This window comes from Streptomyces sp. NPDC079167 (assembly GCF_040686735.1).
Lineage (GTDB): Bacteria > Actinomycetota > Actinomycetes > Streptomycetales > Streptomycetaceae > Streptomyces.
This window is the reverse complement of sequence record NZ_JBFBLO010000009.1, coordinates 77,370-91,162: the sequence shown is the minus strand read 5'-3', so window position 1 is coordinate 91,162 and position 13,793 is coordinate 77,370. Positions and strand designations below refer to the sequence as shown.

The 13,793-nt window shown below is 71.8% G+C and carries 10 protein-coding genes and 2 pseudogenes; 7 read left to right on the top strand and 5 right to left on the bottom strand.

The window, feature by feature from the left end:
* Window positions 1-160: 160 nt before the first annotated feature.
* Complete coding sequence (locus tag AB0P41_RS20175; protein ID WP_365933264.1) at window positions 161-928, bottom strand: GntR family transcriptional regulator; 768 nt, start codon at window positions 926-928, stop codon at window positions 161-163.
* A 278-nt stretch (window positions 929-1,206) separates the two neighbouring features.
* Window positions 1,207-2,091 carry an RNA polymerase sigma factor SigJ gene (gene sigJ / locus AB0P41_RS20170; protein WP_365933263.1) on the bottom strand — a complete coding sequence of 295 codons (885 nt, stop codon included), beginning with the start codon at window positions 2,089-2,091 and terminating at the stop codon, window positions 1,207-1,209.
* A gap of 179 nt (window positions 2,092-2,270) precedes the next feature.
* Here sigJ and AB0P41_RS20165 point away from each other — a divergent pair, with 179 nt between their 5' ends.
* Window positions 2,271-3,134: an alpha/beta fold hydrolase gene (locus AB0P41_RS20165; RefSeq protein WP_365933260.1), complete on the top strand. Its 864-nt coding sequence runs from the start codon at window positions 2,271-2,273 to the stop codon at window positions 3,132-3,134.
* 15 nt (window positions 3,135-3,149) lie between these two features.
* On the opposite strand, the pseudogene AB0P41_RS20160 reads toward AB0P41_RS20165, so the two are convergent.
* Window positions 3,150-3,998, bottom strand: a pseudogene (locus AB0P41_RS20160) (DMT family transporter); the annotation flags it as partial.
* 47 nt (window positions 3,999-4,045) lie between these two features.
* On the opposite strand from AB0P41_RS20160, the gene AB0P41_RS20155 reads away from it, so the two are divergent.
* From AB0P41_RS20155 to AB0P41_RS20145, 3 genes are all read left to right on the top strand, one after another.
* Window positions 4,046-5,533: a PLP-dependent aminotransferase family protein gene (locus tag AB0P41_RS20155; protein WP_365933259.1), complete on the top strand. Its 1,488-nt coding sequence runs from the start codon at window positions 4,046-4,048 to the stop codon at window positions 5,531-5,533.
* A gap of 143 nt (window positions 5,534-5,676) precedes the next feature.
* Window positions 5,677-7,257: an alkaline phosphatase D family protein gene (locus tag AB0P41_RS20150; protein WP_356715038.1), complete on the top strand. Its 1,581-nt coding sequence runs from the start codon at window positions 5,677-5,679 to the stop codon at window positions 7,255-7,257.
* A 165-nt stretch (window positions 7,258-7,422) separates the two neighbouring features.
* A complete protein-coding gene (locus tag AB0P41_RS20145; protein WP_365933498.1) occupies window positions 7,423-8,805 on the top strand; it encodes a GNAT family N-acetyltransferase in 1,383 nt (460 codons plus the stop codon).
* On the opposite strand, the gene AB0P41_RS20140 is transcribed toward AB0P41_RS20145, so the two are convergent.
* Window positions 8,735-9,955, bottom strand: coding sequence for a PLP-dependent transferase (locus AB0P41_RS20140; protein ID WP_365933257.1), 1,221 nt, complete (start codon window positions 9,953-9,955; stop codon window positions 8,735-8,737). The genes AB0P41_RS20145 and AB0P41_RS20140 overlap by 71 nt on opposite strands.
* Window positions 9,956-10,014: 59 nt before the next feature.
* Here AB0P41_RS20140 and AB0P41_RS20135 point away from each other — a divergent pair, with 59 nt between their 5' ends.
* From AB0P41_RS20135 to AB0P41_RS20125, 3 genes are all read left to right on the top strand, one after another.
* Window positions 10,015-10,509, top strand: coding sequence for an Lrp/AsnC family transcriptional regulator (locus AB0P41_RS20135; RefSeq protein WP_356715042.1), 495 nt, complete (start codon window positions 10,015-10,017; stop codon window positions 10,507-10,509).
* A 55-nt stretch (window positions 10,510-10,564) separates the two neighbouring features.
* On the top strand, window positions 10,565-12,253 hold the full coding sequence (locus AB0P41_RS20130; RefSeq protein ID WP_365933255.1) for a DUF885 domain-containing protein: 1,689 nt from the start codon (window positions 10,565-10,567) through the stop codon (window positions 12,251-12,253).
* Between the two features lie 85 nt (window positions 12,254-12,338).
* Window positions 12,339-13,208 carry an ATP-grasp domain-containing protein gene (locus AB0P41_RS20125; RefSeq protein ID WP_365933253.1) on the top strand — a complete coding sequence of 290 codons (870 nt, stop codon included), beginning with the start codon at window positions 12,339-12,341 and terminating at the stop codon, window positions 13,206-13,208.
* A gap of 15 nt (window positions 13,209-13,223) precedes the next feature.
* Here the strand turns inward: AB0P41_RS20125 and AB0P41_RS20120 are convergent.
* Window positions 13,224-13,708: pseudogene (locus tag AB0P41_RS20120) on the bottom strand (rhodanese-like domain-containing protein).
* Between the last annotated feature and the right edge of the window lie 85 nt (window positions 13,709-13,793).

Sequence of the window (13,793 nt, the reverse complement as noted above, 5' to 3'; positions counted from 1 at the left end):
CAGCGACGGGCCGTGGAGAACAGGGCCGGGCCCCAGCCTCCGGACAGGAAGTCCGAGGCGGGCGGAATCCGGGCAGCATGCCTCCCGGAGACGTCGAGGGACAGGTTCCCGGAGACGTCGAAAAACAGGTTCGACGTCGAGAAACAGGTTCCCTGAGACGTCAGGAGGCTTTGCGCTCCTGCTCGTCGTGGCTGATCTCCAGCGCGCCGGAATCACCGAAGGTGAGTCGGCAGGTGTCTGCCCTGTAGGTGGCCACAGAGACCGCTGCCGTGCCTGCGGCGACGAAATGCCGGGTGGTGACCACGAGGACCGGGGCGCCGGGGAGCCGGTCGAGCTCCTTCGCGTCGTCCGCGCGTGCCGAACCGAGCTCGACCGAGCGGTCCTGGCCGTCGAGGTCGAGGCGGTGGAGTTCCCGCAGGACCTTGCGCGCCCGGACAGGCCCTGACGGCACTTCGATGGCGGACAGCTCGGGCACGGACGACGTCGGCACATAGAGGAGTTCGGCCGCCACGGCCTGCCCCTGAGCGACCCGGATGCGGCGCACCACATGGACAGATTTCCCGGCGTCCGTGCCGAGCAGCGCGGCGACCGCAGCGGGAGCGGTGTCCATGGTGCACTCGATGGGCTGCCAGGCGTCGTCCGTGTCGCCGCCCGCCCAGCCCTGCTGTGCGGTGGCCACGGCCACGCCGACCCGGGGCGGTGCGACGGTGGTGCCCACGCCGCGGCGCCGCTGCAGCCTGCCTTCGAGTTCCAGCTGCTCCAGCGCCTGACGGAGGGTGGCCCTGGCTACGCCGAAGCGCGCCGCGAGGTCCCGCTCGTTGGGAAGAACCTCTCCCACCGCGAAGTCCGAGTCGAGTGCCTCACTGAGCACGGTCTTGAGGTGCCAGTACTTCGGCTCCTGCACCGATTCCAGCTGCGTGGTCCCCACCCTGTCCTCCGCATCCGCCGGTGGCTTGTATTCCGCGACGTTATTTATTAAAGGTTCCTGCCTTATCGTTCCGACCTTAGGACGGCGAACCACCTTGGTCAAGACCAATCATCGCCCGGTGACGCAGCGAAGCGGTCCACTGCCGCAGAGCGTTCACGGGACGTTCGTGTGGGAAGGGGCGCAGGCAACACGAAGCCCCACGGCCGACTCCGTCGGTGAGGGCCGTGGGGCCGGGCGGGGCTCATGACGTCGACAGGGCGGGGTTGCCGCCTGCGTGGCTAACCCACGTGCAGCGCAGCCAGTTTGTCGGGATTGCGGATGACGTAGACGCACCTGATGACTCCGCCGTCGACCTCGGCCTGGAACACCGCGTCCACCTCCCCCTTCACACTGAACACCAGGGCGGGGCCGCCGTTGAGCTCCAGGATGCGGACGTCCGTCGCGGCAGGCAGGCCCTGGCCCACCGCGATGAGGAAGCGGCCGACCTTGTCCGCGGTCTCGATGATCCGCCGCGGCGCCTTCGCCTTGCCTCCGCTGTCGCTGACGAGTCGCACGTCGGGAGCCAACAGGGAGAGCAGTTGCTCCAGGTCCCCGCCCGAAGCGGCGGCGAGGAAGCGCTCGGTGAGATCGCGCCGCACGGCCGGGTCCACGTCGTACCTCGGCTTGCGCTCCTCCACGTGGCGCTTGGCACGGCCGGCCAGCTGCCGTACCGCCGCCTCGGACCGGTCGAGAGCGGCGCCGATCTCCGCGTACGGGAATCCGAATGCCTCGCGCAGGACGAAGACGGCACGCTCCAGCGGGGAAAGGGTTTCGAGGACCACGAGTACGGCGAGGGAGACGGAGTCGGCGAGCACAGCGCGCTCAGCCGAATCGGGGACGGCCTGACCGAACGCGGTGACCACGGGTTCGGGCAGCCACGGCCCCACGTACGCCTCGCGCCGGGACTTCAGATGGCGCAGCCGGTCGATGGCCAGACGCGTGGTGATCCGGACCAGAAAGCCCCGGGGCTCCCGTACGTCCTCACGCTCCGCCGACGACCAGCGCAGCCACGCCTCCTGCACCACGTCCTCGGCGTCGGCGACGCGGCCGAGCATGCGGTAGGCGACCCCCGTGAGGAAGGGCCGGTGTTCTTCGAAGAGATCGGTCACGGTGTCGGCAGTCACTCAGCCATCCCAGCCGACGCGCCTGAGGGTGTCCAGCGGGAATCGCACTCGCCCCTTGAACTACGAGCTACCCGGCGGTAATCATTGTTGACGAGGCGTCTCATTCATTCCGCCCCGCCCCGCCCGTCGCCGACCGAACCGTTTCGCCCCGCCCCGCAACGCTCGTCCCGAGGAGCAGCATGGCCGCCACGATCTCGTTCGCAGTGGGCTCCCCCGTCGGCCGCCGCACGGTCGATGTGTCGTACGAACGGTCCGGTTCGGGTGACCCGTTGGTGCTGCTGCACGGCATCGGTCATCACCGTCAGGCGTGGGATCCGGTCGTACGCGCCCTGGCGGCCGAGCGGGACGTCGTAGCGGTTGACCTGCCCGGGTTCGGTGCCTCACCGGCGCTGCCGCAAGGGCTCAGCCATGATCTGCGGACCATGGTTCCGGTGCTCGGCTCGTTCTTCGACGCGCTCGGCGTGGTACGGCCACATGTGGCCGGCAACTCTCTGGGAGGGCTGCTGGCGCTTGAGTTGGGCCGTGAGCAGCTCGTCCGTTCGGTGACGGCTCTGTCCCCCGCGGGTTTCTGGACCCGGAGCGAGCGTCGTTACGCCTTCGGAGTGCTGCGGGCGATGCGCCGGGCAGCCCTCTCGATGCCGATGCCGCTGATCGAGCGGCTTTCGCAGAGCTCGCCCGGCCGGACTGCGCTGACCAGCACCATCTACGCGCGCCCCGGCCGTCGTTCACCGGACGCGGTCGTGTCGGAGACCGTCGCCCTGCGCGAGGCCACCGGTTTCCGGCAGACACTGGAGGCCGGTCTGACCGTCGCGTTCACCGACGACATACCGGACGTCCCCGTCAGCATCGCCTGGGGCGACAAGGACCGTCTGCTCCTGCGCCGACAGGGCGTCAGGGCCAAGCGCCTGATACCGGGCGCGCGGCTCGTCCGCCTTCCGGATTGCGGCCATGTCCCGATGAACGACGACCCCGCCGCCGTCGCGCGGGTCATCCTCGACACGAGCCGCCGACGCACGGGTGCCGCCCCGGCCCAGAACACCTGAGCCCAGCGCCACGCCCAGCCCCACCAGGAGGCTTCCCACGCCCTGACCCACGCCGTACGTCCCGGTGCCGACCAGCGGTGCGGTCAGCGCGGCCGAAACGGGGATCAGGCCGGAGAAGAGCGTGGCCCGCTCGGCGCCGATGCGCCGCATACCGCTGTACCAGCACACGAAGCCGATGACGGTGACCACTGCCGCCTGCCAGAGCAGCGCCAGGGACTCCCCCGCGGTGGGCACCCGCAGGAAGCCTCCCCCGTCGAGCAGGACGCCGAGCAGCGCGGATTCCACGGCGGCCACGGCGCACACGACCGCCGACAGGAGTTTCGGTCCGAGGGGGCGGAGCACCGGCACGGCCAGTACCGCGAAGCCGACCTCACCACCGAGTGCGCCCACCGAGTACAGGACGCCGGCCAGGTCGGTCCGGCCCCAGCCCTGGACGGTGAACGCGCCGACGGCCACGAGACCCGCCGCGCACAGGACCGCCCGGGTGGGACGGCGCCCTTCCAGGGCGGGCACGAGGACGCCGACGACGATGGGCGCGCACCCGACGAGCACTCCCGGCACAGCCGGTTCGGCCGTACGTTCCGCAGCCAGGACGGCGAGGTTGAAGCCGACCATCCCGACGGCGGCGAGGGCTCCCAGGCGGCCCCACTGCCTCGGGGTGAGCGTCCTCAGGACCGCGGTGGGCCGCGGTCCGGCGCCGGAGCGCAGCAACGGCAGGAGCAGCAGTGCGGCCAGGCCGTACCGCACTGCCTGGCCGCCCGCGTACGGGTAGTCGCCGAGGACGCTGTTCGCCGTGAAGGAGGCGCCTACGAGGGTGCAGGCAAACGCCGCGAGGAGGGCTCCGCGCAAGGGGGTCACGTTCATGAGGGCGACGCTAGGTTCCGTGACGGTCCCGTTTAAGGTCCACTTCCATGACTTCTTCGGGGACCAATCCACCGCCCGGCCCGGCCTCGTCCGAAGAGGGCGGGGCCGCTTCAGCTGCCTGGGAACTGCTGCTCCCCGCCGCCTCCGCCCCCGCCCGCCGACGAGGACGCGCGCTCCAGTCGGCGCTGCGCGATGCCGTGCGTTCGGGCCGTCTGCCGGCCGGCACCCGGCTGCCCGCCAGCCGTGAGCTCGCAGCCGACCTCGGGGTGTCGCGCGGTCTGGTGACCGAGGCGTACGAGCAGCTGACGGCGGAGAGTTACCTCCGCGCCGGCCGGGGTGCGGGCACCTGGGTCAGCGGAGCGGTACGGCCCGCCGCGAAGGGGGCGCGGGATCTGTCACCACGGGCGCCCGGGCCGGAGGTCGACTTCCGTCCGGGCACCCCGGACCTCGCGCTCTTCCCGCGGAATGCCTGGACGGCGGCCCATCGCACGGTCCTGGACCGGCTGCCGCACAGCTCGCTCGGTTACCCGGATCCGCGCGGCCTGCCGGAGCTCCGCGTGGCGCTGGCCTCTCTGCTCACCAGGCGCCGGGGCGTGGTGGCCGATCCGGAGCGGCTGGTGGTGTGCTCGGGGGTGGCCCAGGCGACGACTCTGCTGGGGTTCGTCCTGCGCGAGCGCGGCGAGGCAGCGGTCGGCGTCGAGGATCCCGGCAGCCCCGAGCACGCCTCTTTGTTCGCCTCCACCGGCCTGAAGACGCTCCCGCTGCCGCTCGACGACGAAGGGCTGGCGGTGGAACCGCTGCTGCGCTCCGGTGTGCGCGCTGTGGTCACAACCCCGGCTCATCAGTTCCCCACCGGCATCGCGTACTCCTCCGGGCGGCGCGGCGAACTCCTCGACTGGGCCCGGCGCACCTCGGGCGTGATCATGGAGGACGACTACGACGGCGACTTCCGCTACGACCGGGCGCCGGTCGGGGCCCTGCAGGGCCTGGATCCGGAACATGTCCTGTACACCGGCTCGGTCAGCAAGTCCCTGGCTCCCGGCCTGCGGCTGGGCTGGCTCATCGCCCCGGCCTCGATGACCGACGCCATCGTCGCCCGCAAGCGCACCATGGATCTGGGCAACCCTTCGGTCGACCAGGCGGTCCTGGCGGACTTCGTCGCCGGCGGCGGATACGACCGGCAGCTGCGCCGCTGTCAGCGCGCGTACCGGGAGCGCCGCGACGCCCTGACGGAGGCACTGTCCGCTCACTTCCCCGGGACGGAGGTGAGCGGCATCTCCGCGGGCCTGCACATCATCGCCCGGCTGCCGGAACGCTTCGGTCCGCAGGACGAGTTCCTCCGGCGGGCGGCGGACGCCGGCATCGCGCTGCGGCCGCTGAGCGACTGCACGGTGGGCGGGATGCGGGACAGCACGGTCCGTCTGGTGCTCGGTTACGCGCATCTGGCGCCCGCTGTCATCCAGCACGGTGTCCGGCTCCTGGCCGAGGCGGCACGACACGGCCGGGTGCCCCGGATCCGGGCCGCCGGGGCGTGAGGACGCAGGGGCCGAGGGGCTGACCGACCGGTTGTTCATCTGTGGTTGGCGTGCACGCCGCCACCGGGGACTAGGCATAGGGCTGCACCCAGCCTGTACGCCCCCGCTGTCCCGGCAGCCCTCTCGCCCATGGAGGCGCATCGATGTCCAACCGTCCCCTCGTCCCGGCCCCCGGCCGCCGCACCGTGCTGCGTGGCTCGCTCCTCGCCTCGGCGGCGGTCGCCGTGCCCGCCGTGGTCACCACGGCCCCCGCGTTCGCGCTGTCGGGCCGGCCGAGCGCTTCCTGGGGCGTGCAGGTCGGTGATGTCACGGCGTCGTCCGCCCTGGTCTGGGTCCGCTCGGACCGCCCCGCGCAGATGGTGGTGGAGACCTCGGCGACCGAGTCCTTCCGCCGCGCCCGCACCTGGCACGGCCCGCTGGTCGACGCCCGTACGGACTTCACCGGCACCACCCCGCTGTACGGCCTGCCGGCCGGCGAGCAGGTCCACTACCGCGTCACGCTCGCGGACCCGCACGACCCGCGCCGGACGGGCAAGCCGGTGTACGGAACCTTCCGCACGGCGCCGGCGCGCCGGCGTGACGGGGTGCGTTTCCTCTGGTCCGGCGACATCGCGGGGCAGGGCTGGGGCATCAACCCCGACATCGGCGGCTACCGGGTGTACGACGAGATGCGCCGCCTGGACCCGGACTTCTTCCTCTGCAGCGGCGACAACATCTATGCCGACGGGGTGATCGAGCCCAGCGTGACGCTGCCCGACGGGCGGATCTGGCGCAACATCACGACCCCGGAGAAGTCGAAGGTCGCCGAGACCCTGGACGAGTACCGCGGGAACTTCCGGTACAACCTGCTCGACGACAACCTGCGGGCGTTCAACGCGCAGGTCCCCTCCGTCATCCAGTGGGACGACCACGAGGTGCGGAACAACTGGTACCCGGGGCAGATCCTCGACGACGTCCGCTACACGGAGAAGAACGTGGACGTGCTCGCCACGCGCTCGATGCGGGCGTTCCGCGAGTACTTCCCGGTGACGACGCTCCAGGGATCGCCGGACGAGCGGCGCATGCACCGCGTCGTGCGGCACGGTCCACTGCTCGACGTGTTCGTGCTGGACATGCGGTCCTTCCGCAACGCCAACTCGCCCGGCCGGCAGGCCGACGACACCCAGGGCATCCTCGGCGCCGAGCAGCTGCGCTGGCTGAAGCGCGAGCTGTCCCGGTCCCGTGCGGTGTGGAAGGTGATCGCTGCCGACATGCCGCTGGGGCTGGTGGTCCCGGACGGAGCCACGGACATCGAGGCGGTCGCCCAGGGAGACCCGGGAGCTCCGCTGGGGCGCGAACTGCAGATCGCCGAGCTGCTGCGCTTCATCAAGCACCGGCGCGTCACCGGCACCGTATGGCTGACGGCCGACGTGCACTACACCTCAGCCCAGCACTACGCCCCCGAGCGTGCGGCCTTCAAGGACTTCGCGCCGTTCTGGGAGTTCGTCTCGGGTCCGCTGGCCGCGGGCAGCTTCCCCGCCAACGCGCTGGACGGGACGTTCGGCCCGGAGCGGGTCTTCGTCCGGGCGCCCGACCGGCAGAACGTCTCCCCCATGGAGCAGCCGCAGTTCTTCGGAGAGGTCGACATCGACGGCGGGAGCGGGGAACTGACCGTACGGCTCCGGGCCCAGGGCGGCTCGGTCCTGTTCAGCAAGGTGCTGCAGCCGGGGCGCACCGGGCAGTGAGCTCGACGGGACGGCTGACACCGGGTCCCGGCCGGGAGCGTCGACGGTGCGGGGACGACGACATGAAAAAGGTGCTGAAGGCGACCAGATCCACACGTAACCCGTCAGTCACAATGCGTTCGTGATCAGGCAACACCGTTCGGTCACAGTGAGGGCATGACTGATGTGACATCCGCGAAGAGTGCCCGCCGTCCGCACCACTGGCGGCGGGACCTGATCGAACTGGCCGCCCTCTTCACTGCCGTAGCCGTGGCCGACGCGATCGCCAACCTGATCGGGCACCAGCCCGACGGGCCCTATCTGCTCATGGCTTCGGCCGTGGCTCTGGTGGCCACGGCCGCCTTCCACACGTGGTGGGCGCGGCGGCACAGCCACGCACCACCCCCGGACACCGGCACCGGCACCGGCACGGGCCCGGAGCTTCCGTCAGCGGACGCCGACGAGCCCGCCGAAACGGTGCTCTGGCGGATCCGGACGACCGTGCGGGACGCGCCGGGTGCCCTGGCCGCCCTCTGCATCGTCCTGGCACGTCACCGGATCGACATCCTGACGCTGCAGACCCACCCGCTGGCCGAGGGCACCGTCGACGAGTTCCTGCTGCGCGCGCCCACGACGCTGCCGGCCCAGCAGCTCACCCGGGAGATCTCCGCCGCCGGCGGATCGGCCACCTGGATCGAGCGGGCGGACGCCCACGACCTGGTGGACACGCCCACCCGGGTCCTCGGCCTCGCCACCCGCACCGCGCTGGACGCGGCCGAACTCCCGCTGGCGCTGCGCCAGCTCCTCGGCCGGTGCACCATCCACTCGCTGCCCGCGCTTTCCGTCACCGGCCGCCCCACCGGGGAGAGCGCACCGGTGGAAGGTGTCCTGGAGGAGACCGTGATGAGGCTGCGCGATCCGTCGGGCGGTGTCATCACGGTGGAGCGCCCCTACCTCCCCTTCACCCCGACGGAGTTCGCCCGTGCCCGGGCGCTGGTCGAGCTCGACGCGCGGCTCGGCCCGCGCGTCCCGCGCAGCGAGGACGTCCTCACCCTGCCGGAGGGCAACGAGATCACCGTGCGCCGCGCGGACCGCGGTGACCTCGACGCGGCCCTCGCCATGCACGGCCGCTGCTCCGAGCACACCCTCGGCCTGCGCTACCACGGTCCGGTCCGTGACGCCGACCGGTATCTGGACCACCTGCTCAGCCCCCGTTTCGGCCGCACACTGGCCGTACAGACGGCCTCCGGCCGGCTGGTGGCGCTCGGTCATCTGCTCTGGGACGGGGACGAGACCGAGGTCGCCCTCCTCGTCGAGGACGACTGGCAGCGCCGCGGCATCGGCTCCGAGCTCCTCGGCCGGCTGGTGGCCCTGGCCGTCGAGGCGGGCTGCGAGAGCGTCTACGCCGTGACGCAGGCCCACAACACCGGGATGGTGGCCGCCATGCGGGCGCTCTCACTGCCTCTCGACTACCAGATCGAGGAAGGCACCCTGGTCATCACCGCGCGGCTGGCCGCGGCTCCCGTCCAGCGGTTCGCGCCGTCGGCGGAACAGCGTTCCGGTCACTGAGGGCCTGGCACAGATCCGCCCAGAGGTCCTCGACGTCCTCGAGGCCGACGGACATGCGCAGCAGACGGTCACCGACACCGGCGGCCCTCCGGTCTCCCTCACCCACGATGCGGTGGCTGATGGAGGCCGGATGCTGGATGAGGGTGTCCACGCTGCCGAGGCTCACGGCGGGCGTGATCAGCCGGACCCCCGCGATGACCCTGTGCGGATCCCCGAACACCTCGAAGGACACCATCGCGCCGCCCACCTCCGGGTAGTGCACGCGGGCGACGCGGGGGTCGGCCGAAAGCCTGCGGGTCAGTTCTGCGGCGGAGGCCGACGCAGCCCGGATCCGTACCGGCAGGGTGGACAGCCCGCGCAGCAGCAGATAGCCGGCCATCGGGTGCAGCACGCCGCCGGTGGCGAACCGTACCTGTCGCAGGGTCGCGGCGAACTCCTCGTCGCAGGCGACGACTCCGCCCATCACGTCGCCGTGGCCGCCCAGGTATTTGGTGGCACTGTGCAGCACGATCCGGGCCCCGTGTGCGAGGGGCCGCTGCAGCACGGGCGTGGCGAAGGTGTTGTCGACGAGGAGCGGCACGGAGCCGCAGGAGTGCGCCACGGCCCTGATGTCGATCTCGGCCAGCGTCGGGTTGGCGGGCGTCTCCACCATCACGAGACCGGTGTCCGGGCGGATCGCGTCGGCGATGCCCGCCGGATCCGTCCAGGTCACCTCGGTGCCCAGCAGTCCGGCGCTGAGCAGGTGGTCGCTGCAGCCGTAGAGCGGCCGCACGGCGACCACATGGCGCAGCCCCAGGCTCGCGCGGGCCAGCAGCACGGCGGTGAGCGCCGCCATCCCGCTGGCGAACGCGACTGCGTCGGCCGCGCCTTCCAGCCGGGCCAGTGCCGTTTCGAAGCGGCCCGTCGTCGGGTTGTCGAGCCGTGCGTAGACGGGCGGGCCTTCGGGCCTGGCCCCGGTGGTGGCGAAGGCGTCGATGCGCGCGGCCTCGCCCCGGGAGTCGTACGAGGGATAGGTGGTGGACAGGTCGATCGGCGCGGCGTGCAGGCCGAGAGAGGCGAGGTCGTCGCGTCCGGCGTGCACGGCTTCGGTGGCGAGCGCCCTGGACCGGAAGGAGGGCTGGGGTGTCAGCGAGGTGGCTTCGGTGTCCATGTCACCAGCCTGAACAGGAACCGGCCCGAGGCGCCACAAGGCCGTGCTACGTTCGCCCGATGTCTGAATCCGTCGCTCTCGATCCGGTTGATCTGCACATACTGCGGCTGTTGCAGAACGATGCGCGGACGACGTACCGGGAGCTGGCCGCAGAAGTCGGAGTGGCCCCGTCGACGTGTCTGGACCGGGTGGCACGGCTGCGCCGGTCCGGTGTGATCCTCGGGCACCGGCTGCGGCTCGATCCGGCGCGGCTCGGCCGGGGCCTGGAAGCACTCCTGCTGGTCCAGGTCCGGCCCCACCGCAGGGAGCTCATCGGCCCCTTCGTCGAACGGATCAGGGCGTTGCCCGAGTCCAGGGCGTTCTTCCACCTCACCGGGCCCGACGACTATCTGGTGCATGTGGCCGTCGCCGATCCGACGGACCTGCAGCGCCTGGTGCTGGACGAGTTCACCTCACGCCGCGAGGTGGCACGCGTGGAGACCCGGCTGATCTTCCAGCAGTGGGAGTGCGGCCCTCTGCTGCCGCCTCTGATGCCGCCGGCGACCGGCGTGTGATCCCGAAGTCCTGTTCCCCGTGACGTGGAGGCCTTCTCCGTACGAGGATGTCCACATGTCAGACACATCGAGCAGCGCACTGCCGCGCCAGGTCGCCGACGCCTACGTCGACGCGTACATCGAACTCGACCCGATCACAGGTACCTATCTCGGTGTCGCGGAAAGCTCCCGCCGGCTGCCCGATTTCTCGCCCGCCGGCCAGGCCGCCATGGCCGGGCTCATCCGCAGCACCCTCGGGGAACTCGACGCCGCCGAACAGGTGCCGGGTGCGGACACCGACGAGGAGAGGCGGTGTGCGCGCCTGCTGCGGGAGCGCCTGACGGCCGAACTCGCCGTCCATGAGGCCGAGGAGGGGCTGCGGGCCGTCTCCAACATCCACTCCCCGGCGCACAGCCTCCGCGACGTGTTCTCGGCGACGCCGACGGCGACGGACGAGGACTGGACGGCGGTCGCGGACCGGCTGCGGGCCGTACCCGGGGCTCTTGAGGGGTACCGCGCCTCGCTCGCCCTCGGTCTGGAGCGCAAGCTCTACGGCGGTCCGCGTCCGGCCGCGACGTTCATCGGCCAGCTGGGGACCTGGGCCGGGGAGGACGGCACCCCCGGATTCTTCCAGGACTTCGTGGCCGCGGGCCCCGGGTCACTGCGCACGGAGCTGGACGAAGCGGCCGGACAGGCCGCCGGGGCCCTGGTCTCCCTGCGGGACTGGATGAGGGACGTCTACGCCCCCGCGATCGAGGGCGCCCCCGACACGGTGGGCCGCGAGCGTTACGCCCGCTGGGCACGCCAGTTCAACGGCACGGATCTGGATCTCGACGAGGCGTACGCCTACGGCTGGTCCGAATACCACCGGCTGCTGGCCGAGATGAAGACCGAGGCGGACAAGATCCTCCCCGGCGCGGGCCCCTGGGAGGCCCTCGCCCATCTCGACGTGCACGGCAAGCACATCGAGGGCGTGGAGGAGGTCCGGGCCTGGCTGCAGAGCCTGATGGACGAGGCCATCGAGGCGCTCGACGGCACCCACTTCGAACTCGCCGAGCGGGTCCGGAAGGTGGAGTCCCGGATCGCACCCGCGGGCGGTGCCGCCGCCCCGTACTACACCGGGCCGTCGGAGGACTTCTCACGGCCGGGCCGCACCTGGCTCCCCACCATGGGCGAGACCCGTTTCCCCGTGTACGACCTGGTGTCCACCTGGTACCACGAGGGCGTGCCGGGCCACCACCTGCAGATCGCGCAGTGGACGCATGTCGCGGACAGCCTCTCCCGCTACCAGGCGTCGGTCGGCCAGGTCAGTGCCAACGCCGAGGGCTGGGCGCTGTACGCCGAGCGGCTCATGGACGAACTGGGCTTCCTGCCCGACGCCGAACGCCGCCTCGGCTATCTGGACGCGCAGATGATGCGCGCCTGCCGGGTGATCGTGGACATCGGCATGCATCTGGAGCTGGAGATCCCGGGCGACTCCCCGTTCCATCCCGGTGAGCGGTGGACGCCGGCCCTGGCCGAGGAGTTCTTCGGCAGCCACAGCGGCCGGCCCGCCGACTTCGTGGAGAGCGAGCTGACCCGCTACCTCTCCATGCCGGGGCAGGCCATCGGCTACAAGCTGGGCGAGCGCGCCTGGCTGCTGGGCCGGGAGAACGCGCGGAAGGCACACGGTGACGCGTTCGACCTCAAGGCCTGGCACATGGCGGCCCTGTCGCAGGGGTCGCTCGGTCTGGACGACCTCGTGGAAGAGCTTTCCAGGCTCTGATCCCGGCGGTGCGGGGGCCCGGTGCACGCCACCGGTCCCCCCGCACGCTCCTCTCCCCACCGGCAGCCCGAAGGATGATGTCCGCATGCCCGCCCCCGGCTTCCTGTTCTGCCGCGACCCTCTGCGGCCGCGGCACTCCGATCCGGCGTTCGCCCAGGAGGCGGCCGCGGCACGGCGCGCCGGTGCGCGGACCGCGCTGGTCGACCACGACGCGCTGCTCGCCGGGGATCCGGAGAGCGCCGTCGGCCGGGTGCCGCGGGACTCGGGGCCGTACTGGTACCGGGGCTGGATGATTCCGCCCGGCCGCTACGCGGAGCTGGAGCACGCACTCGCCGCCCGGGGCTGCTCGCTGCTCACCGACGCCACCGCCTACCGCGCCGCCCATGAACTCCCCGGCTGGTACGAGGTGTTCGCCGAGCTCACCCCGCTCAGCGTCTGGCGTGCCCTGGCCGTCGGTGAGGCGCTGCCGGAGCCCTCCGTCTGGTCGGGCCTCGCCCGGGGGCTCGGCTCCGGTCCGGGCATCGTCAAGGACTTCGTGAAGTCCCGTAAGCACGAGTGGGACGAGGCGTGCTTCGTCCCCGAGCTGGGCGACGAGGAACGACTGGCCCGTGTCGTCGGCCGGCTCGTCGAACTGCAGGGGGACTTCCTGGCCGGCGGCGTGGTGCTGCGGGCATACGAACGGTTCGTGCCGGGCGGGGAGGCGCGGGTGTGGTGGGTGGACGGCGAGGCGGTGCGGGTGACGGCCCATCCGGACACGCCCGGCCTGCTCCCGGCGCCCGCCCTCGACGCGGTCGGCGAGGCCGTGCGCACGCTCGGCTGCCGATGGGTGACGACCGACGTGGCGCTGCGGGAGGACGGGGCGTGGCGGGTGGTGGAGGTCGGCGACGGTCAGGTCAGCGGCCTGCCGGCCGACGACGACGGCGAGGACCTGTTCGGCGCGCTCCTCGGCACGTGAGCGCGCCCGACCGGTTCAGCAGCCGCAGTCCTCGGCGCCCCTGGGCGCGGTGAGCGGGTCGGCGGTACGCCGCTCCGGCCCCTCCCCGGTCTCGTAGGCGAATCCCTCGCGCACCCAGTACTCGAATCCGCCGAGCATCTCCTTGACCTGGTAGCCGAGTTCGGCGAGCGCCAGAGCGGCCTTGGTCGCACCGTTGCAGCCCGGCCCCCAGCAGTAAGTGATCACGGGACGGCCGGGTCGAGGAGCCCGGCCGCCTGCTCCGCGATCAGGGCGGCCGGCAGGTGCACCGCGCCGGGGACGCGCCCCTGTTCCCAGGACGCGGTGGACCGGGAGTCCAGCACGACGAATCCGGGGTCTCCGCCGGCCTCCAGGGTGGTGGCCACATCGGACACGTCGGCGTGGAACGCGAGTGAGCCGCCGAAGAACGCGACGGCGGCGGCAGAGGAGGCGGGCGGCACCTGGAGGACGGGGTTACCTGTGATGATGCTCTGTGAGGTCATGCCCGGAAATCTACGGTGGGTCCTCCCCGCCCGGAAGCAGCGATCCCCTGCACATCACTTGATCCACGGTGGATTCCCCTGTTGT